Raw genomic sequence first — 20,491 nt, 5'->3', positions numbered from 1 at the left:
GTGTCCGGGTTATCGGTCGTAAGACGTTGTTTTCGCAGACAGGGATAAAACGTTAACCGGAAGAAGCGGACCGCGCGATGAAGCGCCGGTCGCGCGCCGCGCGCCAGCGCGCCACCAGATTCGGAATCAGCACCGAGGCCAGCAGCAGCACGCCGGTGACGATGGTCAGCGTTTCGCTGGACACGTCGTCGAGTGTCAACGCGTTTTTCAGCACGCCGATGATCAGCAGCGACAGCAGCACGCCGATCATCGAACCGCGTCCGCCGAAAATGCTGACGCCGCCAAACAGCACCGCCGCGATCACCGACAACTCGAAGCCCTCGCCGTTGTCGCCGCGCGCGCTGGTGAACCGCAGCGTATAGACGACTCCGGCCAGCGCGCTCATCGCGCCGGACAGCACGAAGAGCCGCAAACGCAGTTTGGCGGTTTCGATGCCGGAGAACGCGGCGGCGGTCGGATTCGCGCCGATCGCATACAGGCTGCGGCCGAACGCGGTGGCCTGCAGCAGCACGGTAAACAGAACCGCGCCGACGATCACGATCGCGAACGGCAACGGAATGAAGCTCGCGCCGACCGTATCCATGCCGAACGCCGTGTACGCCGCCGGGAAATCCGCGACCGCCTGATCGCCGAGCAGCACATAGGCAAGCCCGCGAAACAGCGCGAGCGTGCCGATGGTGACCGCGAGCGAAGGGAGATTGAGCTTGACGATCACGAGCCCGTTCAGCAACCCGGCCAACGCGCCCGCGATCAGCACGAGCACGATCACCACCGGCATCGGCAAACCCATGTGCCACAGCACGCCCATCAACGCGCTCGACGCGCCGAGCACCGACGCCACCGACAGATCGATCTCGGCCGCGACGATGATCAACGTCATCGGCAATGCCATCAACGCGATCTCGGTCAGATCGGCAAGCACGTTGCTCAGGTTCGCTCCCGTCAGAAACACCGGCGACAACACCCGGCCAAGCACCAGCGACAGAATCAGCACGATCACCAGCAGCACTTCCCACTGCAGCGGGGTTTCGCGTTTGCGCGTGAGCAGCGCGGAATCGGGTTTAGCCATGGTCGCGTTTCCTCATCATGCGTTTGGCGACGGAGCGCGCGAGCAGCGTGTCGGCGGTAATCGCCGCGACGATCAGCGCGCCTTGAATCGCCTGCTCCCAGAACGGCGACACGTGCAGCACGACCAGCGCGATGCTGATCACGCCGAGCACCAGCGCGCCGAGCGTGGCGCCGAGTATCGTGCCCACGCCGCCGGTAATCGCGACGCTGCCCACCACCGCCGCGGCGACCACCTGCAATTCGATGCCCTTCGCGGTGCTCGCGTCGACGGTGCCGAAACGCGCGAGCCACAGCGCGCCGGCGAAGCCGGCAATCGCGCCGGACAGCAGAAAACCGGCCATCACACGGCGCTCGACATTCACGCCGGCGAGCCGCGCCGCCTCCGGGTTCGAACCGATCGCGTAATGCTCGCGGCCGCCGCGAAACTGCTTCAGATACATCGCGAGACCGAGCAGCACGACGATCGCGATCAGCGCGAGCGTCGGTATGCCGAGCAAGGTGCCGGTCGCGAGCCGCGAGTAGGCGTCGGGCAGACTGGTGGCGTTGATCTGGCCGCCGTGCACCCATGCATAGTCGGCGCCGCGAAAGATGTACAGCGTGGAGAGCGTCGCGACCAGTGACGGCACACGCCCCACCGCGACCAGCAGCGCATTGATGCTGCCCGCCACGAGGCCGATCGCGAGACCCGCGCCCAGCGCGACGACGACCGGCATATGCGGAAACGCGACGTACAGACTACCGACCGCGTACGCGCTGATGCCGACCGTCGAGCCCACCGAGAGATCGATGTGGCGCATCAGGATCACGACCGTCATGCCGGCGGTCAACAGACTGATGATCGACACGTTGAGCAATACGTCGCGCAGATTCTGCAGATTCAGAAACTGCGGCTTCGCGAGCCCGGTACCGGCGATCAGCAGAATCAGCACGACGAACAGCGTCGTCTCGCGGCTCTTCGCAAGGCCCGCGACGAAACCGCCAGGCGTGCCGCCGTTGCGTTTGACGATGCCCGGCTGCACCGGCGCGGGATGAGTGGACGAGTGGCGCATCATGCTGCGTTCCCCAGCGGCGCCATCTGGCCAAGCGCCGCGCCCATGATGCGTTCCTCGTCCGCATCGGCACGCGCGATGTCCGCGCTGATCCGTCCTTCGTGCATCACCAGCACACGGTCCGCCATGCCGAGCACTTCCGGCAGTTCGCTCGAAATCATCAACACCGCCATGCCGTCGCGCACCAGTTCCGCGAGCGCGCCGTAGACCTCCGCCTTCGCGCCGACGTCGATGCCGCGCGTGGGTTCGTCGATGATCAGCACCTTCGGCCCGGTGGCGAGCCATTTGCCGAGCACGACCTTCTGCTGGTTGCCGCCCGACAGCGTGCCGACCGGCGCATTCGGATCGCCCGCCTTCAGACGCAGACGCGAACCCCATTGCTCGGCGAGCCGCGTCTCGCTGCGCGTCGAAATCAGCCCGTGTTTGACGAGGCGACCGAGCACCGTCATCGAGGCATTGCGCGCGATGCTCAGCTCCAGCGCGAGCCCTTGCTGACGACGATCTTCCGGCACCAGCGCGAGACCCGCGCGCACCGCGGCGGCCGGCCGGCCCGCGGCAAGACGTTCACCCGCGATCCAGATCTCGCCCGCATCGAGCGGATCGATGCCGAAGATCGCCCGCGCCACCTCGCTGCGCCCCGCGCCCACCAGACCCGCGAGCGCGACGATCTCGCCGGCCCGTACGTCGAAGGAAATGTCCTTGAATACGCCGACGCGCGTCAACCCGCGTACCGACAGACGCACCTCGCCAGGCGGCCGGTCGGCCTTCGGGTAGAAGGTCTCCAGATCGCGGCCCACCATCTTCGCGACGATCGCCTCGGTGGTGAGATCGGCGGTCAGACCGTCGAACACTTTCGCGCCGTCGCGCATGATCGTCACGCGTTGCGTCAGCGCAAACACTTCGTCGAGTCGGTGCGTGATGAACAGGATCGCCACATCGCGTTCGCGCAGCTTGCGCACGATCGCGAACAGCCGCTCCACTTCGGGCAGCGACAACGCGGCGGTCGGTTCGTCCATGATCAGCACGTTCGCGTTCAGCGACAACGCCTTGGCGATTTCGATCACCTGCTGGTCCGCGATCGACAGTCCGCGCACCAGCTGGTCGGCGCGCAAGTCGACACCGAGCGACGCGAGCAGCCCATCCACCTCGCCGCGCATCGCGTCGTACTGAATGCGGCCGATGCGGTCCACCGGCTGCCGTCCCATGAAGATGTTCTCGGCGATCGACAGATCGAAGAACAGCGTGGGTTCCTGATAGATCACCGCGAGTCCGGCATCGCGCGCCTCGGCGGGTGTCGCGAAGCGGCGCGCCACGCCGTCCACCAGCAGTTCGCCGCTGTCGGGCTGATGCACGCCGGCGAGGATCTTCACGAGCGTGGATTTGCCCGCGCCGTTTTCGCCGAGCAGCGCATGCACTTCGCCCGGCCACAACGACAGATCGCCTTCGGACAGCGCGCGAACCCGCCCGAACGATTTGCTCGCCCGCCGCAATTCGAGCCTCGGCACCGCGGATGAAGATTCCTGCACTGCGTGTCTCCCTGATTTTTCGACAACACTTGCGTCAACACCGCGCGGCGTCAGATGCGGTAGCAACGTTCCGCGTTGCGCCGGAACAGCGCGTCCTTCTCCGCGTCGCTCGCGCCACCGACGATCGCCGCATACGCATGCCACAGGTCGGCGTACGAACCGAACAACCGGTCGACCGGAAAGTTCGACGCGAACATGGCGCGCTCAACGCCGAATGTGTCGATCGTTTCGAGCACGTACGGACGCAGGCTTTCTATCGTCCAGCGATGATCGAACATCGCGAGACCGCTGATCTTGACGGCCACGTTCGGGCAGGCGGCCAGCATGCGCATGCCGTCGCGCCACGCCCGATAACCGGCGACGCTGTCGCGGTCCACGAACATCCCCGCGTGATTGACGATCAGCAGCGTGTCGCCGTGCGCGCGTGCGAGCGCGGCGGCCTCTTCCATCTGCGACGGATAAAGCTGCAGATCGAACGACATGCCGTAGCGGCGCAGCAGCGCGAAATGCTCGCGCCAGCGCGGCTCGCGCATGTAATGGCGGCCGACGTAATCGAACAGTCTGGTGGCGTGCACATTGAGAATCTGGCGGATGCCGCGCGTGTTGGCGAATCCCGCGTGCGCTTCGAGCAGCGCGGGCGCATCCGGCGCGGACAGATCCACCGCCGCGACGATCGCGTTCGGCATGCCGCGCGACCCGGCGCGCTGCGCGACGGATTGCAACCAGCGGGTTTCCTCGACCGGATCGGCGGGATCGTGATTGGCCTCGACGTGCACCAGCTTCAGCACCTCGATGTCGCCCGCTTCGTTCAGGAGATCGTCGAGCAGATAGTCGTGCTTGAGGTCGCGCGCATCGCCGACGAAGGACACCCCGGGGTTGTCCAGCCACGGATAGCGATGCGTCTTCAGATCCCACAAATGGATATGTGAATCGACCACCTGCATGCGACATCCTCCGTCCGGTGAAGATCGTTGCGGGCGCGTCGGACGACGCGCGCGCGTCAGCTCATCGAGTTCAGCTCATCGAGTTCAGATGAAACACGGGTTCGAGCGGCTGTTGCCGCGGCGTGTGATCGGGCGTGGTCTGCATGATGTCGGCCATGTAATCCCACCATTTGCGCATCACGTCGAGCCGCGGCAGTTCATCCATGGTGTGCTCGCTCGTGCGCGTGAGCACGGCGAACAGATGATGCGAGTCTTCGTCGAAGAAGATCCGGTAGTCGCGCACGCCGGCGTTGTGCAATGCGTCAACCAGTTCCGGCCAGATTTGCGCATGACGTCGTTCGTATTCCTCGCGCATGCCGGGGTTGAGCACCATCCGGAAAGCGATTGTCTCCATTGCGGCCTGTCTCCCGTCGTCTGTCGGGCGCTTTTGCTGCGAAGCGTTCAAGCGTCTGATGCGACTATAATTCCTGCGTCGATAGCATCAATCCGTTGTTGGGATTGGGCGATCCACAAACCGAATCGCACCGAGCGAGCCATGAGCCAACACTCCGCTGCCGTCGCACTCGTCAACCGGCTCAAATTCAAGCATCTTGCCCTGCTCGTCGCCCTCGACGACGCCCGCAATCTCCACCAGGCCGCCGAGGCCGTCAACGTCGCGCAGCCGAGCGCGAGCCGCATGCTCGGCGACATCGAGGAGGCCTTCGGCTTCCTGCTGTTCGAGCGCAACGCGCGCGGCATGACGCCCACGCCGCTCGGTGTCGTCACCCTCGCCTACGCGCGCCGCGCGCTCGCCGAGTTGACCCGCTTCGCCGAAGATCTCGACGTGAAACGCCGCGGCGGACACGGTCAGTTGACCGTCGGCGCGATCATGGGCGCCGCGCCGGATCTGCTCGCCATGTCGGTCGCCGCGCTGAAAACCGAGAGCCCGCTGCTGAACGTGCGCATTCTCGGCGAGACCAGCGACCAGGTGGTGCAGTTGCTGCATCGCCGCGAAGTCGATCTGGCGCTCGGGCGTCTGACCAATCCTCTCCAGCACAACGATTTCAGTTTCGAGCCGCTGGCGCGCGAGACCCTGCTGCTGGTGGTGCGTGCCGTGCATCCGCTGGCCGGGCGCACGCGCATCACGCTCGCCGAACTGATCGACTGGCCGTGGGTCGCGCAACCGGTGACCAGTCCGGCGCGCGTGCTGTTCGAAGAGGAACTGGCACGCGCGGGGCTGGCCACGCCGGTGAATCTGACCGAATGCGCGTCGATCTTCGCGACGCTGCAATTGCTGGAGAATTACGACGCGGTGGCGATGCTGCCGGAGTCCGTCGTACGCGATCATCTGCGCGGCAAGCTGCTGGTCGCGTTGCCGCTGGAAATCGGGAAAAGTCTCGCGGGCTTCGGCATTCTCACGCGCAAGGAAGAAGCGCTCGCCGAACCGGCGCTGCGTTTCATCGACCTGTTGCGCGGTTTCTCGCGCAAGCTCGCGCGCGACGATGCGGCGTTGCCTGCCGCGAGTGCGCCGGCAGCGGCACCAGCGGCGGTTGCCGCGTCGAGTTCCGCTCAGGTGAATTGACAGCGGCATCGCGCGGTCGTCGTGTGGTTATTGCAGGTTGACGAACAAACCGCCGTCCACCAGCAACGCGGCGCCGGTCACATAGCGCGCACGCTCCGACGCGAGAAACACCACGCAATCGGCGACATCTTCCGGACGGCCGAGACGCCCCAGCGGAATGCGCTTTTCGAAGTAGGCTTTCTTCGCTTCGTCGGCGAGATCTTCCGCATTCAGATCCGTCGCGATGGTGCCGGGCATGACCGAGTTGCAGCGAATGCCGTACGGCCCCAATGCAACCGCGCACGACTGCATCAGCGAATGCACGCCCGCCTTGGTCGGCGTGTAATGCGTCTGCATGCCGCCGCCCACCAGCGCGCTGATCGAACTGGTCGCGACGATCGCGCCGCCGTTGCCCTGCGCCTTCATCTGCTGCGCGACCGCTTGCGTGACATAGAACGCGCCGTTCAGATTGACCGCGACCGTCGATTCCAGCACCTCCGGCGGCATGTCGAGAAACGCGTGGAACGGACAGATGCCCGCGTTGCTCGCGAGCACGTCGACCTTGCCGAACGCTTCCACCGCATGGCGCACCAGTTGCTGGCCCGTCTCGCGGGCGGCGACATTGCCTTCCACCGCGATCACGCGCCGCCCGAGCGCCTCGATCTGCTCGACCACTTCCGCGACGGCGGAACGGCGTCCGTACGATGCGTCGTTGTCGCCCCAGTAGTTGATCGCCACGTCCGCGCCTTCGGTTGCGCATGCAACGGCTATCGCGCGGCCGATGCCGCGCGAGCCGCCGGTGACGATCACGACCTTGTCCTTGAGCAGCACGTCATTCTCCCTGTTTGAAATCCGTCGCATCGTTCGCATCGGCCATTCGTACCGTCAGCACCGTTAGCACCGTTAGCACCGTCAGTAGCGTCAGCACCGTCAACCCCATCAGCGCGGATACGGCCGCACCAGCGCGCATTCCGGATTCAGCCGCACGCCGAATCCCGGCGTATCCGGCACCTTCATGCGGCCATTTACCGGCACCGGTTCATCGAGCAGCAGCGGGGTGAACATCGGCACGACCTCGTCGGCTTTCGGCGCCATCATCAGGAACTCCGAGAACGGCGAGTTGTGACGCGTGACGACGAAGTGATAGCTGTACACCGACGAACCGTGCGGCACGACCATCACATTGTGCGCATCCGCTAGCGCGGAGATCTTGATCAACTCGGTGATGCCGCCGCACCAGCCGACATCCGGCTGGATCAGATCGCAGCACTGCATCTCCAGCAGCATGCGAAAACCCCAGCGCGTCGCTTCGTGCTCGCCGGTCGATACCATCATGCCGCGCGGCACGTTGCGGCGCAGTTCGGCGTAACCCCAGTAGTCGTCCGGCGGCAGGCACTCTTCGATCCACTTCAGGCCGTACTCGTGTGCCCCCTGCGCGAGGCGGGTCGCGTACGGCACATCCAGACTCATCCAGCAGTCGTACATCAGCCAGAAATCGTCGCCGACGCGCGAGCGCATGTCGGCGAGTTTGTCGAGGTTCTGCTTGAGGCCCGCTTCGCCTTCGGCCGGACCGTGCTGCAACGGCAGCTTGCCGCCGATGAACCCCATCTCCTTCGCGAGATCCGGCCGCGCGCCCGTCGCGTAGAACACGAGTTCATCGCGCACCGGGCCGCCCAATAGCTGGTACACCGGCTCCTTGCGCACTTTCGCGAGCAGATCCCACAGTGCGAGATCGACGCCGGAAATCGTATTCAGCACCACGCCCTTGCGGCCGTAGTACAGCGTCGAGAAGTACATCTGATCCCACATCTTCTCGATGTCGGTCACGAGCTGCCCTTCGAGAAAGCGCGCGAGATGCTTCTCGACGATGAACGCGCCGATCTCGCCGCCCGTGGTCACCGCGAAGCCGACAGTGCCGTCGCTCGCCTCGATCTCCACCACCAGCGTGCCGAGCACGTTGATCCCGAACGACTGGCGGCTTTGCCGGTACTCCGGATAGCGCGCCATCGGCGTGGCAATGTGATCGTCGATCCAGTGACCGCCGGGCTGATCGTGATAATCGGCGCCGCCGCCGCGGACGATGAAGGCACGCACGTGCCGGATGGTAGGCATGGCCATGAGGAAGGCTCCGTGATGAATGAGTACGTCGGCGACGATGCAGCCGACCCTGCGCCTAACGGGCGCGATGCAATAAGTGTTGGAATGCGTCGCGCGACTCGCCTGGCTCGCGGCGCAGCAACGTGCCGATCAGCAGCGCGGCCAGCAGGCTCGAAAGGCCGAGCACGACAAGTCCCGCCGACGTCGACGCAAACGCGCGTTCGGCGGCGGTGCGCAGACTCGGCGCGATAAAGCCGCCGAGCCCGCCGAGCGAGTTGATCAATGCGATGCCGCCGGCGGCGGCCGCGCCGGTCAGATAACGCGTGGGGAAGGTCCAGAACAGCGGCTGCGCGGCGATGAAACCACTGGCCGCGCAACACAGCGCGAGCAAGCCGAGCACCGGGCTATGCGCGAGTCCCGACACGCCGATGCCGAGCCCCGCGAGCACCAGCAGCGCGACCGCCCAGCGCCGGTGTCCGCCGGTACGATCCGCGCGACGCGGCACGTACCCGGTGACGGCCAGCGCGCACAGCCACGGCAACGCGGCGACGAGCCCCACGCGCAAACCGACCGACGTCCCGAGCAACGCGGCGACCTGTTGCGGCAGATAGAAGATCACGCCGTACACGCTCATCTGGATCAGCAGGTAGATCAGCGAGAGCAGCAGCACACGACGATCCGCGAGCGCCGCGAGAATGCGATGCGGTCCGTGCGTGGCGGCAGCGCGCGCGTCGTCGTCGAGCGCGGCACGCAGACCGGCGCGCTCGTCGTTGTCGAGCCATTGCGCGTCTTCGGGTCGATTGTCGAGATACCAGAACGCCCACACGCCGACCGCCGACGCCAGCACGCCCTCGATCAGAAACAGCCATTGCCAGCCGGCCAGACCCAACGCGCCATGCAGTTCGAGCAACGCGCCCGATAGCGGACTACCGAAAATAAACGCCAGCGGCGCGCCGAAATAAAACACGCCGACCGCACGCGCCCTCGCCCGCTGCGGAAACCAATGGGTCAGGTAATAGATCACGCCGGGAAAGAAACCCGCCTCGGCGACGCCGAGCAGAAAGCGCAGCGCGTAGAACGTCGTGGCGGAATGCGCGAGACACATCGCCGCCGAAACGAGCCCCCACGTGACCATGATGCGGCACATCCACGCACGCGCGCCGAATCGATGCAGCAGCAGATTGCTCGGCACCTCGAACAGCGCATAGCCGACGAAGAACACGCCCGCGCCGAACGCGAAGGCCGCATTCGATAGACCCGTGTCGTGCTGCAACGCTTTCTGCGCGAAGCCGATATTGGCGCGATCGAGAAACGCCAGCACGTACATCAGCAGGAGAAACGGCAACAGCCGGCGCATGACCTTGCCATTAACCAAGTCCAGCAACTCCTGTGACTCCAGCGACTTCGGCGTGACGCTCGCGTGCGGGTCCATGTCGTCTGTCTCCATCGCGGCGCCGGCCTGGCGGCGGCGCCGTATTTTTGTGCCGGGGACGGCGTACGGCGGCATGCGATCGACGGCGCCGGGTCGAGCCGCCTGCCGATGCGCCGTGACGCTAAGCCACGCTCAGTACGTCGCGCGACCGCCCGACAGATCGAACACCGAGCCCGTGCTGAACGCGCAGTCTTCCGACGATAACCACAGGATCAGCGAAGCCGCTTCCTCCGGTAACAGAAAGCGGTTCATCGGAATCTTCGACAGCATGTAGTCGATGTGCTGCTGCGACATCGAATCGAAGATCTCGGTTTTGGCGGCGGCGGGCGTGACGGCGTTGACGAGAATGTTCTTCGTCGCGAGTTCCTTGCCGAGCGATTTGGTCAGACCGATGAGCCCGGCCTTGGACGCGCTGTAGTGCGACGCGTTCGGATTGCCCTCCTTGCCGGCCACCGACGCGATATTGACGATGCGGCCATAGCCTTGCTTGAGCATTTGCGGCACGACCGCGCGGCAGGTCAGATACGGGCCGATCAGATTGACGTCGATCACGCGGCGCCACACGTCGGGTTCGAGTTCCCACGTCGTGCCGTTGCCGCCGGTGATGCCCGCGCAGTTGATCAGCACGTGGATCGCGCCGTGGGCGGCCACGGTGTGTTCCACCGCTTGCGCCACGGCCGCTTCCTGCGTGAGTTCGACGACGACGCCGGTCACCTTGCCGAGTTCGCCCAACTCGCGCTCGCTGCGCGCGAGGCGCTCCGCGTCCACGTCCCACAGCGCGACGGAGGCGCCCGAATTGAGCGCGCGCTGCGCCACCGCATAACCGATACCGCGCGCGCCGCCCGTGATGACGACTACGCGTCCCTCCAGATCGATCCGATTCATCGCCGTGCTCCTGCGGCAGGCCGTGTCGGCGCGCCGTCATGTCGTTATAGATGGCTGGGGTGCCGGCGGCCTGTCCTGACGTTCGCAGCGTGCCGCGCTGCTCTCCATCTGGTACGGCTGCCTGCTGTCGAGCCAATATACGAGCGCGGTGATGCGCCAACAATCCGAGTATTGGAGGGGGTGATAACAAAAGTGGATCGGGAAGCGGGAGGTCGCGTGAGACTTCGTTGCGCAAGCGGCTCTAAAAACGCTGCTGGGGCCGCGCGGTCCCGAGACAGACCACTCCCTCTTTAAGCAGCATCGCGAAGATGTGGGATGAGGATCTCACCACGCCGTCCATCTCGTTCGCCAGGCTATCGAGTAGCGAGGGCTCTCCTGGAGCCCCGGCTCGTCACATACATCGACAAGCTTCATGCGTGGGCAGTTTTTTCTGTCCGTGCAGCTTTTGTCGTAGTCTTTCGTCCTGATGCTGCTCGTTTCACGCCTTTCGGCGCTCGTTCAGCTTTGGCAGGTTGTGGGTCTAACACCGCTACGGCAGTTGGAACCGTCGCGACCGTCAACCTGACTCCAAGCGCCCCAACCAGTTTAACTACCGTGTCAAACCGCGGTTTTGCACCGTCTGCCAATGATTTATAGAGGCTTTCTCGCTGGACGCCGGCGTCAGCCGCTACTCTTGTCATGCCTCTAGCTTTGGCAACGTCTCGAAGCGCGGCAAGCATCACTTCATCGTTCCCAGATTCGAACGCATCGTTCAGATACGCAGCGATCGCTTCTTCGCTGTCGAGGTATTCCGCAGCGTCAAACGGGGTAATGTTAGTTTGGCTCATTGCTTTCGCTCCTTCCTGATTTTGCTCCACAGCGTCTTTGCCGCAGCGATGTCAGCGTTCTGACCGTTCTTGCCGCCTCCATCAAGCAGCAGGTAGACCGTCAATCCATCTCGCACGTAGTAGAGACGAGTACCGGCTCCCAAATGAATTCGCATCTCCCAAACACCGTCGCCGACATCATGACAATCACCAAACAGTCCGTGCTGAGCGCGGTTGATACGAGCAACGATCGCGCCCTTCAGCGTTGCATCCTGGATACCTAGAAGCCACGCCCGGAATTCGTCGGTCTGATTTATTGTGTTCATCTTCCAACATCGAATTTGCATGTAATGGATTCGGATGCGCTTCGTCCGAACGCTTGACAAAGTGTATCCGAAACAACACGCATGAACAACTAACATTTTGTTGTCAAGTCCGCGATTCGGCGTGCGAACGCGAAGCCGCAGGTACGCCTCCCCGAAAAATTAGTATCACTTCCAAACGTAAGTTGAACTCAGCCCACCTTCCATGCATGCGGTTCGGCCCGGTTGAAATTCTGACGCCCTTTTCTGACGCCCCTATTCAATCGAACCTTTTTTGCGCTGCTATGCTCTGCTTTTCGGTTCGCGCTCATCCGCAACCGCATGGAGCCTCGCCATGCTACGACCCTTCAACCAACTCTGCGAACCCGCCGACAAGTCCCTGCTGGTCGCCGCCGACGCGGGACACGCGACGCTCACCGGCAGCGGCACCTACGCGATGCCCTGGCACTGGCACGACTGTCTGATGTTTATCCTGCCGAGCCACGGCGCTGTCGAACTGCGCCACGAAGACCGCCGCGCGGGCACCTGGCTGTCGCAGGACCGCTTCGCGGTGGTCCCCTCGGGCCGCGCCCATCAAACCCGCGCCGGCTGCGCGACGCACACGCACGTGGCCGTCTACGTGACGAGCGACGCCCTGCACCAGCTCGACACCGGCGTCGGCTCGCTCAGCGAATTCCGCCGCCGCACGCGCACGCCGATTCTGGTGCGCCGCACCGCGGCAATCCGTACCCTGCAGGAACTGTCGCTGCGCAACGATATGAACGGCTACGGCGCCATGGCCACCCGCCAGGCGCTGTCCTCGGCGCTGCTGATGCAGTGCATCGGCGAAGTGATCGCCGGCAAAACCGAGCCGGGCACCTCGCCGCGCGAACACGGCATGGCGCTGGTCGCCGACCTCGAAGCCTTCGTGACCCGCAACGCCGACCAGGAGATACCGCTCGACACGCTGGAAGCGCGCTTCGGCATTTCCCGGCGCCACATCACGCGTCTGTTCCGCGAAGGCAAGGGCATCTCGATCGGCGAATTCCAGCAACGCGCGCGCTATGACAACGCCTGCCGCCTGCTCGCCGAAACCGATCTGCCGATCGGCGAGGTGGCGTTTCGCGTCGGCTTCGAAAGCGGCGCGGCGCTGGCCCGCGCGATGCGCCGCATCGGCGGCCATTCGCCTTCCGAGCTGCGCGACAGCATGGCCCGTTCGGTCAAAAGGTAAGGCCCGCGCGGCCGCGCGGCGCGGCGTCGATCCCCGTAATCTGACCGGATGGAAACACATCCCCCGGTCGGCGGGGCTCACACCGTTATGTCCTTGCGTCATCAAGCCGAACTCGTCAGCGTGTTCTCAGCCGGCCCCGGCGGCGGCAATCCGGCGCCCATCGTGGTCGACGCCGCCGGCATGTCCGATGCCGACATGCAAGCCGTCGCGCAACGCTACGGACACGAAAGCGGCTTCGTGCTGCCCGCCCCCGCCGGTTCCCGCTGCGATTACGAATTCCGCTTCTGGGTCCCGAACCACGAAATGTCGATGTGCGGCCACGCGACGGTCGGCGCGGTCTGGCTGCTGCATCAGAACGGATGCCTGACGCAGGACCGGCTCACCGTACAAACCCGTAGCGGCGAAGTCGCCGTCCGGATCGACGGCTTTGGCGGCGCCGACGCGGCTGTAGAAATCTCTCAACCCGTCGGCCTTGTCGAACCCTTGCCGCTGCCGGAACAACACCGCGATGCGATCCTTGATGCGCTCGGTATCGGCGCCGCGCAACTCGCGCCCCTGCCGATTCAGAACGCCAGCACCAGCCGCGTCAAAACGCTGATTCCGCTCGCCAGCCCCGCGATACTCGACGCCCTGCAGCCCCGCTTCGACAGGATCGAAGCGGTGTGCGAGCGGATCGGCTCCACCGGCCTCTATCCCTACGCGACCTTCGACGCCGGCCGGCAGATCTTCGACGCGCGGCAGTTCCCGCGCGCGTCGGGCTATCCGGAAGACGCGGCCACCGGCATCGCGGCCTCCGCGCTGTGCTTCGGCCTGCTGGCCAACGGCATGGTGGAAGCGTCGTCGCGCAGCATCACCGTCAGACAGGGACGCGCGATGCAACGCCCGTCGCAGATCTCGGTGCGCTTCAGCATCGAGTCCGGCCGCGTGGACGGCTGCTGGCTCGGCGGCCCGGTTTGTTTCGAAGCGCGGATCGGGGCGCCGTCATGACCGCATCGGCTCCATCGGCCACAGCGGCCACAGCGAACACGTCGATCGCCGCGCGGGTCGCGCAACTCGGCATGACGCTGCCGCCCTCACCCGCGCCGCGAGGCGCCTACACGGGCGTGGTCGTTCATGGCGGCATCGCCTATGTCAGCGGCCAGGTGAGCCGCATCGGCGATCAGGTCGTCGCCGGCCCCGTCGATCACGCGACGCCGCCCGACGTGATCCAGCTCGCCGCGCGCACCTGCGTGCTGCGCGCGTTGAGTGCGCTCGACGCCGCGCTGCCAGCCACGATGGCCGTCGATCGCGTGCTGTTTCTACGCGGCTTCGTCAATGCCGTGCCCGGCTTCGCGCATCACAGTCAGGTGCTGGACGACGCGTCGTCGCTCCTGCACGAGATTTTCGGCGACGCCGGCCGTCATGCACGCTCGGCGCTCGGCGTCGCGAGCCTGCCGGGCAATGGTCTGCTCGAAATCGAACTCACCGTCGCGCTGAGCGCGCGGCCTGATGTGAACGCGACCGCCGGCACCGCTGCAAGCTCGACTGAAAGTGCGACTGAAAGTGCGACTGAAAGCGCGACTGAAAGCGCGACCGCTGGCACGACCACGAGCACGACCTAGCGCAGTTTCATAACAAAACGAAACGCCGGACCGCCGCGCGAACGGCCGCTCCGGCGCACTCACTCACCCTTGGAGGAAACCATGAATCGTCGTCAACTGCTGCAACTCGGCCTCGCCGCCGGACCCGCCGTCCTGTTGTCCCGTTCCGTGTTCGCGGCCGATGCCGAACTCGTCGTCGGCTCCAACGTGGGCGCGCCGCCGTTCGCCTTCAAGCAGGGCGATACGTATTCCGGTTTCGACGTCGAAGTCTGGAGCGAAGTCGCGAAAGGACTGAACCGCAAATGGCGCCTCCAGCCGATGGAATTCGGCGCACTGATCCCCGCGCTGCAAACCCATAACATCGACGTGATCGTCTCGCAGCTGTTCATCAAGCCGGAGCGTCAGCAGGTGATCGATTTCTCGACGCCCTATTACAAGAGCGGTCTGATCGCGCTGACCCGCGCCGACAACACCAGCATCCACTCGCCGGCCGATCTCGCCGGCAAGCATATCGGCACGGAGACCGGCACGGTCGCGGTCGGCTATATCAAGGACCACGTCAAGGACGCGACGCTCGACCAGTTGCCGAGTATCAACAACGCCCTGCTGGCGCTGGAAGCGGGCCGTACCGACGCTGTCGTGTACGACAAGCCGCAACTGCTCTACTACGCGAACACCGCAGGCAAGGGCAAGGTCCGCGTGGTGCAGCCGCCGCTCGAAGGGCTCGATGTCGGCATGGGCTTTCAGAAAGGCAGTCCGCTGGTCGCCGCGGCCAACGTGCAGCTGGCCGCCATGAAGGCCGACGGCCGCCTCGCGGCGCTCAACCGGAAATGGTTCGGCGAGGCATCGGCATGAGTTTCGATTGGGCGGCAGTCACCGCCGCGCTACCGGATCTGCTGCAAGGTCTCCGGCTGACGCTGCTGATCGCGCTGGCCGGCCTCGCGGGCGGCGTCGTGCTCGGCATCCTGACCGGCGTGACGCTGACCTACGGCAGCCGCTTCGCGATGTTCCCGGCGCAAGCGTACGTGGCCTTGATTCGCGGCACGCCGATCGTGGTCCAGGTGATGTTCGTCTATTTCGCGCTGCCGATCATGATGAACATCCGCATCAGCGCGACCAGCGCCGCGATCATCACGCTGATCGTCAATTCGGGCGCCTACAACGCGGAGATCATCCGCGGCGCGCTCGACGGCGTGCCGAATGGACTGCGCGAAGCCGGACTGGCGATGGGCCTGCCGTTTCACAAGGTGCTCGCCCATGTGATCGCACCCATCGCGTTCCGGCGCGCGTTGCCGGCCATGGGCAACCAGTTCGTCAACCTCGTCAAGGACACGTCGATCTTTCTCGTGATCGGCGTCGGCGAACTGACCCGCCGCGGTCAGGAAATCATGGCCGAGAACTTCCGGGCCGTGGAAATCTGGACCGCGGTGGCGGTTATCTATCTGCTCGTGATCAGCCTGCTCGCGCTGAGTCTGCGAGTGCTCGAACGGAGAGTACGGTTGCCATGAGCATGATCGAATTCCAGCAAACCTCGAAGCGTTTCGGCCCGCACGTCGTGCTGCAACCGCTCGATCTGACGATCGAGCCGGGCGAGGTCGCGGTGATCGTCGGCCCGTCGGGTTCGGGCAAATCGACGATGCTGCGTTGTATCAACGGTCTCGAAACCATCAGCTCCGGCGACCTGCGCGTCGACGGCATCAGCGTGCAGGGCCCGGCGCGCGACATCCGGCGAATCCGCCTCGAAGCCGGCATGGTGTTCCAGCAGTTCAACCTGTTCCCCAACCTGACCGCGATGCAGAACGTGATGTTCGGCCCGATCCGCGCGCGCGGCCGCAGCAAGGCGGAAGCGCGCGAGATCGCCGCCGCGCTGCTGCAGAAGGTCGGTTTGTCGGAGCGCATGCAGCACTACCCTTCGCAGCTTTCCGGCGGCCAGCAGCAGCGCGTGGCGATTGCACGCGCCCTTGCCGTGCAGCCGAAGCTGATGCTGTTCGACGAACCGACCTCGGCGCTCGACCCCGAATTGCGCCAGGAAGTTCTCAAGGTCATGCAGACGCTCGCCGGCGAAGGCATGACGATGGTCGTGGTGACGCACGAAATGGGCTTCGCGCAGCGCGTGGGTTCGCGCCTGCTGTTCATGGAAGGCGGCCGCGTCGTTCATGACGGGCGTCCCGTGGAGATGCTGTCGGCGCCGCCCGGCGAGCGCTTCCGCGAATTCCTGCAACACGTTCATTGAACTCTGCGCGGGTATCTTCAGCGATACCTTCGTCGATACCTCCGTTGATACTTTCGCGACTTACGACCGCCCGCCACAGGAGTGCGCCGTCAAGATGACACCATCACGTTTTGAACACGATTACGGCTTTCGCCGCGACGCCGTCCGGCACGACAACTGGCGCGATGCGCCGTGGAATGTCTGGGCCTTCCGGCATGTCCATGAACTGATTCCGACCGCGCGTATCGTCGCCACGTCCGGTCTCGCCGAAGAACCGAAGGCCGACGCCGACGCGCTGACGCAACACGAATTCACGTTCGACGGCGAACGCCGCACGGTGGCGTCCGTGCTGCGCCAAACCTCCACCGACGCGATCACGGTGATGCGCGCCGGACGTTTCGTCGCGGATTTTCACGCCCCGCATTTCACGCTGCAAACCCGGCACATCATGTTCTCGGCCAGCAAGTCGGTCGCGGGACTGCTCGCCGGGATGCTGGTCGGTGACGGTCTGCTGGACCCCGACGCTCCGGTTGCGCATTACGTGCCGGAACTCGCACGTTCGGCTTTCGGCGATGCGCGCGTGCAGCACGTGCTGGACATGCGCACCAGCCTCGACTTCAACGAGGACTATCTCGATCCGGACGGCCTGTACGCGCGCTATCGCCGCGCGGGCCAGTTCGATCCGCCGCGCGAAGGCGAACCGCGGCAGACGGTGATCGAGCTGCTGGCTTCGCTGACGAAAGGCGCGGGCGACCACGGCGGCCCGTTCCACTATTGCTCGCCGAATTCCGACGTGCTGGGCCTCGTGATCGAACGCGCGTCGGGCGAACGCTACGCCGATTTCGCCGCGACCCGTTTGTGGCAGCCGCTGGGGTTGCGCCACGACGGCTGCGTGACGGTGGACATCGAAGGCACCGCGCGCTCGGGCGGCGGCCTGTGCATGGCGGTGCGCGATCTGGCGAGGATCGGCGAACTGGTCCGTCTGGGCGGCATGGTGGGCGAGCGCAGACTGATTCCGGCGGCCTGGATCGACGATACGCGCTGCGGCGGCAGCGCCGAAGCGTGGCGACAGGGCAGCTTCTCGGCCTGGCTGCCGAACGGCAGGTATCGCAACAAGTGGTATCAGGTCGGCAATGCGAGCGGCGCCTGCTTCGCGATTGGTATTCATGGTCAGTGGCTGTATGTCGATCCATTGCGCGAGACGGTGATCGCCAAGTTCTCGTCGCAACCGGACCCGACCAACGACGCAGTCAAATTTTTGAACCTCGCGCTGTTCGAAGCGATCGCGGCAATGAAATGATTGGCACGAATTCGGTCAATCAGCGCCTCATTACATTATTACCGCGCTGATTCAATTGATGCGTCCATGTCGTTCGTGGCCGGCCAGCCAATGCCGGCCACGCATAAATAAAATCATTCCTCGCGCGCCTTTGCCGTGACTTCAGGATGTCGTTTCCTATCGACATCGCATCGCGCTCGCTGAAGCACGCCGCCATTTCCTTTCGGGTTTTCCACGCCACCCGCGGCAAGCCGCAGCGACAGGATCAGCAGTTTTCCATTCCGATCGTTATCCAATTGCAAGCAATAGACGCCCGATAACGGTGCATGCGGAATTTATTCCTGTCACATTCAAATTACCCCACTCCAGAATCATCAATTTTCCCGGGGTCGAATCGCCAATGATCGCAACAATCCAATCTTAATATCATCATGAGAAAGCAGGGATTTTTGCGATGCACCAGAATATTAGAAAGATTTTTACTTTTTGTCCGAAAATTACTATTTCTTATAGGCTGAAACGGTCATTCCGGGTACGCTTTACCCCGGTTTGAGCAACAGCACGGAAGAAATTACCACTCGGCGTTCAGGCGTAATTCGTCAGACGAAAACGTTTGCTGACGGTGAGTTGGCTGGGTTTGAGGCAGTAGTCCGTGCCGCGGTCGCGTTGTCTCCCATTGTTTTTTCGAGCAGTCGTCCATGCGAATGCATTCGCGCCGGTCTATCGGCGCATCGCGTCCGCTGGATTATTTCGCCTGTTTGAATCACGGCAATGGGTCGCTTTATCGAGCTATACCTCGCGATCGATTTTCGTGCGGAATTCGATATCCGGAAAGCCGTGTCTTTTCATCAATCGATCCGCAATAAAACAGAATTCATCTACAAACATTGATTCGTTTAAAACTCCAGAAAAAATTTTTGGATTTTTTTCGATATTTTGTCGACAGTGGGAAATATTCAGCAATGGTAAAACGACGTCAATTCATGAGCGGGCTGGCGGCCCTCGGCGGCAGCTATCTTCTGAGCGCCTGCGGCGGCGGCTCGGAAGGCGGCACGGGCAACACCAGCACCGCGGCACAAGCCGCCCTCAAGGCGACAGCCCATGCAAGCGCCGCGTCCGCGAGCGGCACGAGCATGCCGCCGGCAGGTTCGATCACCGACAGCAGCGGCGCCGTGTGGACGCTGTCCGGCGGTGTGGTGTACCGGAACGGCTCGGTGGCCGGGGTCAACTACAACGTGCAACTGGCGCTCTGGTACTCGGGCAACATGTACCACGAGAACGCGAGCGGCCAGTTCTATCAATGGAACGGCTCGGCATGGGTGTCGTGCATCGACCCGCGCACGGGCACCGTCTCCGCCGACGGCACGACGCTGCCAGCCGCCGCCAACATCATCGACAAGTCGGGCGCGAAGTGGACGCTGGTCAACGGCGTCGTCTACAAGAACGGCACGGTGGTGGGCACCAATTTCAACGTGTCGCTCGTGCTCTGGTACGGCGGCAAGGTCTATCACTGCAACAACAGCGGCAACTTCTACGCGAATGCCGAGGTCGCCGCGCAATGGCTCGCCTGTACCGACCCGCGTATCGCCGTCGCGCCGACGGCGGGCAGCTTCTACGGTGTGAACGGCCATTACGACTACACCTATTCGCCCACGCAACTGGTCTCCATGCTGCAGGCAATGGGCTGCACGAGCTATCGCGTCGGTTGTACCTCCGACTCGTCGCAGCTCAATGCGGTGGTCAAGCTCGCGCAGGCGTTCCAGTCGGCGGGGATCAAGCTGGTCGTGCTGATCCAGCAAGGGCTTTACGATTCGAGCGGCAAACTGTTCAGCGGCGAATCGACCGCCTACAGTGCCGGCTATTCGGCGGGTTCGACGATCGCGCGAGCGCTGGCATCCTACGGCGTGACGATCTACGAATGCGGTAACGAGCTGACCCGCGACGGCGCGATCATCATCGACTCCACCAACGCGGGCACCAAGGCGCTCGACTTCAACAACACGAACTGGCCGGTCATGCGCGGCGTGATGCGCGGGATGATCGACGGCGTGAAGTCGGTGCAGTCTTCGGCGAAGTGCGGGATCAATTTCTGCGTGAACGACGTGGGCGCGTCCGACGCGTTGTGGGAAGGCACGCAGCCCGACGGCAGCAGCGGCTATTCGAAAGTACGCTGGGACATCACCACCTGGCACAATTACGAAGTCTACGGCGACATCTTCGACATCGGCACCGACGGCGCCGGTCCCGGCTTCGATCTGCCGACGTACTGCAAGGCCCGTTACGGTGTGCCGTTCATCATCACCGAATGGAACACGGGCCCGGAACAGACGGAAGCGTATCGGGCGAACTACATCACGACGCAGTTGGGTCAGTTCTATCAGGCGCGCAAGACGCACAACATCCAGTCGGTGATGTACTACGTGCTCGACAGTGGCAACAACACGTTCGGCATTATGATGAACGGCGCGCCGATCAACCCATCGTATGGCGCGTTCACGAGCTTCACGTCGAGCAATCCGGACAACTGATCCGCTGATCCG

20 protein-coding genes and 1 pseudogene are annotated in these 20,491 nt (G+C 64.1%); 9 read left to right on the top strand and 12 right to left on the bottom strand.

Features of this window, described 5'->3' with window-relative positions:
• Positions 1-52: 52 nt before the first annotated feature.
• From LFL96_RS32610 to rhaM, 5 genes are all read right to left on the bottom strand, one after another.
• Positions 53-1,069: an ABC transporter permease gene (locus LFL96_RS32610; protein WP_281002010.1), complete on the bottom strand. Its 1,017-nt coding sequence runs from the start codon at positions 1,067-1,069 to the stop codon at positions 53-55.
• A complete protein-coding gene (locus LFL96_RS32605; RefSeq protein WP_281002009.1) occupies positions 1,062-2,120 on the bottom strand; it encodes an ABC transporter permease in 1,059 nt (352 codons plus the stop codon). Before LFL96_RS32605 ends, LFL96_RS32610 begins: the two co-directional genes overlap by 8 nt.
• Positions 2,117-3,643, bottom strand: coding sequence for a sugar ABC transporter ATP-binding protein (locus LFL96_RS32600; protein WP_281002008.1), 1,527 nt, complete (start codon positions 3,641-3,643; stop codon positions 2,117-2,119). The genes LFL96_RS32605 and LFL96_RS32600 overlap by 4 nt, the downstream gene beginning before the upstream one ends.
• A gap of 50 nt (positions 3,644-3,693) precedes the next feature.
• Complete coding sequence (locus LFL96_RS32595; RefSeq protein ID WP_281002007.1) at positions 3,694-4,587, bottom strand: amidohydrolase family protein; 894 nt, start codon at positions 4,585-4,587, stop codon at positions 3,694-3,696.
• Positions 4,588-4,657: 70 nt separating this feature from the next.
• The gene (rhaM, locus tag LFL96_RS32590; RefSeq protein WP_281002006.1) at positions 4,658-4,981 is read right to left on the bottom strand and encodes an L-rhamnose mutarotase; all 324 of its coding nucleotides are present in this window, start codon (positions 4,979-4,981) and stop codon (positions 4,658-4,660) included.
• Between the two features lie 141 nt (positions 4,982-5,122).
• Between rhaM and LFL96_RS32585 the strand changes: the two genes are divergently transcribed.
• Entirely contained in the window at positions 5,123-6,148 is a 1,026-nt protein-coding gene (locus tag LFL96_RS32585; RefSeq protein ID WP_281002005.1) for a LysR family transcriptional regulator, read from the top strand.
• A 27-nt stretch (positions 6,149-6,175) separates the two neighbouring features.
• Here LFL96_RS32585 and LFL96_RS32580 read toward each other — a convergent pair whose 3' ends face one another.
• The 6 genes and pseudogenes from LFL96_RS32580 to LFL96_RS32555 all read right to left on the bottom strand — a co-directional run bounded on the left by LFL96_RS32580 (position 6,176) and on the right by LFL96_RS32555 (position 11,673).
• Positions 6,176-6,958: an SDR family NAD(P)-dependent oxidoreductase gene (locus tag LFL96_RS32580; RefSeq protein WP_281002004.1), complete on the bottom strand. Its 783-nt coding sequence runs from the start codon at positions 6,956-6,958 to the stop codon at positions 6,176-6,178.
• Between the two features lie 108 nt (positions 6,959-7,066).
• On the bottom strand, positions 7,067-8,245 hold the full coding sequence (gene rhmD / locus LFL96_RS32575; RefSeq protein ID WP_281002003.1) for an L-rhamnonate dehydratase: 1,179 nt from the start codon (positions 8,243-8,245) through the stop codon (positions 7,067-7,069).
• 55 nt (positions 8,246-8,300) lie between these two features.
• Entirely contained in the window at positions 8,301-9,656 is a 1,356-nt protein-coding gene (locus LFL96_RS32570) for an MFS transporter (RefSeq protein WP_281003922.1), read from the bottom strand.
• Between the two features lie 132 nt (positions 9,657-9,788).
• Positions 9,789-10,541 carry an SDR family NAD(P)-dependent oxidoreductase gene (locus LFL96_RS32565; protein WP_281002002.1) on the bottom strand — a complete coding sequence of 251 codons (753 nt, stop codon included), beginning with the start codon at positions 10,539-10,541 and terminating at the stop codon, positions 9,789-9,791.
• Between the two features lie 554 nt (positions 10,542-11,095).
• Positions 11,096-11,368 (bottom strand): annotated as a pseudogene (locus LFL96_RS32560) (addiction module antidote protein); the annotation flags it as partial.
• On the bottom strand, positions 11,365-11,673 hold the full coding sequence (locus LFL96_RS32555) for a type II toxin-antitoxin system RelE/ParE family toxin (RefSeq protein ID WP_281002001.1): 309 nt from the start codon (positions 11,671-11,673) through the stop codon (positions 11,365-11,367). The gene LFL96_RS32555 and the pseudogene LFL96_RS32560, both read right to left, overlap by 4 nt.
• Before the next feature lie 331 nt (positions 11,674-12,004).
• On the opposite strand from LFL96_RS32555, the gene LFL96_RS32550 reads away from it, so the two are divergent.
• The 7 genes from LFL96_RS32550 to LFL96_RS32520 all read left to right on the top strand — a co-directional run bounded on the left by LFL96_RS32550 (position 12,005) and on the right by LFL96_RS32520 (position 17,972).
• Positions 12,005-12,880 carry an AraC family transcriptional regulator gene (locus tag LFL96_RS32550; protein ID WP_281002000.1) on the top strand — a complete coding sequence of 292 codons (876 nt, stop codon included), beginning with the start codon at positions 12,005-12,007 and terminating at the stop codon, positions 12,878-12,880.
• Between the two features lie 87 nt (positions 12,881-12,967).
• The gene (locus LFL96_RS32545) at positions 12,968-13,867 is read left to right on the top strand and encodes a PhzF family phenazine biosynthesis isomerase (protein WP_281001999.1); all 900 of its coding nucleotides are present in this window, start codon (positions 12,968-12,970) and stop codon (positions 13,865-13,867) included.
• Positions 13,864-14,481, top strand: coding sequence for a RidA family protein (locus LFL96_RS32540; protein ID WP_281001998.1), 618 nt, complete (start codon positions 13,864-13,866; stop codon positions 14,479-14,481). Before LFL96_RS32545 ends, LFL96_RS32540 begins: the two co-directional genes overlap by 4 nt.
• 81 nt (positions 14,482-14,562) lie before the next feature.
• Positions 14,563-15,315 (top strand): transporter substrate-binding domain-containing protein, encoded by a 753-nt coding sequence (locus LFL96_RS32535; protein WP_281001997.1) that lies wholly within the window; start codon positions 14,563-14,565, stop codon positions 15,313-15,315.
• Positions 15,312-15,968 (top strand): glutamine ABC transporter permease GlnP, encoded by a 657-nt coding sequence (glnP, locus tag LFL96_RS32530; RefSeq protein WP_281001996.1) that lies wholly within the window; start codon positions 15,312-15,314, stop codon positions 15,966-15,968. Before LFL96_RS32535 ends, glnP begins: the two co-directional genes overlap by 4 nt.
• Positions 15,965-16,693 carry a glutamine ABC transporter ATP-binding protein GlnQ gene (gene glnQ, locus LFL96_RS32525; RefSeq protein ID WP_281001995.1) on the top strand — a complete coding sequence of 243 codons (729 nt, stop codon included), beginning with the start codon at positions 15,965-15,967 and terminating at the stop codon, positions 16,691-16,693. The genes glnP and glnQ overlap by 4 nt, the downstream gene beginning before the upstream one ends.
• Positions 16,694-16,787: 94 nt before the next feature.
• The gene (locus tag LFL96_RS32520) at positions 16,788-17,972 is read left to right on the top strand and encodes a serine hydrolase (protein WP_281001994.1); all 1,185 of its coding nucleotides are present in this window, start codon (positions 16,788-16,790) and stop codon (positions 17,970-17,972) included.
• A 113-nt stretch (positions 17,973-18,085) separates the two neighbouring features.
• Here the strand turns inward: LFL96_RS32520 and LFL96_RS32515 are convergent, their stop codons facing one another.
• Entirely contained in the window at positions 18,086-18,253 is a 168-nt protein-coding gene (locus LFL96_RS32515) for a hypothetical protein (protein ID WP_281001993.1), read from the bottom strand.
• Between the two features lie 660 nt (positions 18,254-18,913).
• Between LFL96_RS32515 and LFL96_RS32510 the strand changes: the two genes are divergently transcribed.
• Entirely contained in the window at positions 18,914-20,479 is a 1,566-nt protein-coding gene (locus tag LFL96_RS32510; RefSeq protein ID WP_281001992.1) for a hypothetical protein, read from the top strand.
• Positions 20,480-20,491: the final 12 nt, after the last annotated feature.

This window comes from Paraburkholderia sp. D15 (genome assembly GCF_029910215.1).
Lineage (GTDB): Bacteria > Pseudomonadota > Gammaproteobacteria > Burkholderiales > Burkholderiaceae > Paraburkholderia.
This window is presented reverse-complemented; position numbering and strand designations above follow the sequence as displayed.

What these genes read in the sequence shown, in the direction of transcription:
- LFL96_RS32610 (WP_281002010.1), bottom strand. Translation starts at nt 1,069, where the DNA reads ATGGCTAAACCCGATTCCGCGCTGCTCACGCGCAAACGCGAAACCCCG.
- LFL96_RS32605 (WP_281002009.1), bottom strand. Translation starts at nt 2,120, where the DNA reads ATGATGCGCCACTCGTCCACTCATCCCGCGCCGGTGCAGCCGGGCATC.
- LFL96_RS32595 (WP_281002007.1), bottom strand. Translation starts at nt 4,587, where the DNA reads ATGCAGGTGGTCGATTCACATATCCATTTGTGGGATCTGAAGACGCAT.
- rhaM (WP_281002006.1), bottom strand. Translation starts at nt 4,981, where the DNA reads ATGGAGACAATCGCTTTCCGGATGGTGCTCAACCCCGGCATGCGCGAG.
- LFL96_RS32585 (WP_281002005.1), top strand. Translation starts at nt 5,123, where the DNA reads ATGAGCCAACACTCCGCTGCCGTCGCACTCGTCAACCGGCTCAAATTC.
- rhmD (WP_281002003.1), bottom strand. Translation starts at nt 8,245, where the DNA reads ATGGCCATGCCTACCATCCGGCACGTGCGTGCCTTCATCGTCCGCGGC.
- LFL96_RS32570 (WP_281003922.1), bottom strand. Translation starts at nt 9,656, where the DNA reads ATGGACCCGCACGCGAGCGTCACGCCGAAGTCGCTGGAGTCACAGGAG.
- LFL96_RS32565 (WP_281002002.1), bottom strand. Translation starts at nt 10,541, where the DNA reads ATGAATCGGATCGATCTGGAGGGACGCGTAGTCGTCATCACGGGCGGC.
- LFL96_RS32555 (WP_281002001.1), bottom strand. Translation starts at nt 11,673, where the DNA reads ATGAACACAATAAATCAGACCGACGAATTCCGGGCGTGGCTTCTAGGT.
- LFL96_RS32550 (WP_281002000.1), top strand. Translation starts at nt 12,005, where the DNA reads ATGCTACGACCCTTCAACCAACTCTGCGAACCCGCCGACAAGTCCCTG.
- LFL96_RS32545 (WP_281001999.1), top strand. Translation starts at nt 12,968, where the DNA reads ATGTCCTTGCGTCATCAAGCCGAACTCGTCAGCGTGTTCTCAGCCGGC.
- LFL96_RS32540 (WP_281001998.1), top strand. Translation starts at nt 13,864, where the DNA reads ATGACCGCATCGGCTCCATCGGCCACAGCGGCCACAGCGAACACGTCG.
- LFL96_RS32535 (WP_281001997.1), top strand. Translation starts at nt 14,563, where the DNA reads ATGAATCGTCGTCAACTGCTGCAACTCGGCCTCGCCGCCGGACCCGCC.
- glnP (WP_281001996.1), top strand. Translation starts at nt 15,312, where the DNA reads ATGAGTTTCGATTGGGCGGCAGTCACCGCCGCGCTACCGGATCTGCTG.
- glnQ (WP_281001995.1), top strand. Translation starts at nt 15,965, where the DNA reads ATGAGCATGATCGAATTCCAGCAAACCTCGAAGCGTTTCGGCCCGCAC.
- LFL96_RS32520 (WP_281001994.1), top strand. Translation starts at nt 16,788, where the DNA reads ATGACACCATCACGTTTTGAACACGATTACGGCTTTCGCCGCGACGCC.
- LFL96_RS32510 (WP_281001992.1), top strand. Translation starts at nt 18,914, where the DNA reads ATGGTAAAACGACGTCAATTCATGAGCGGGCTGGCGGCCCTCGGCGGC.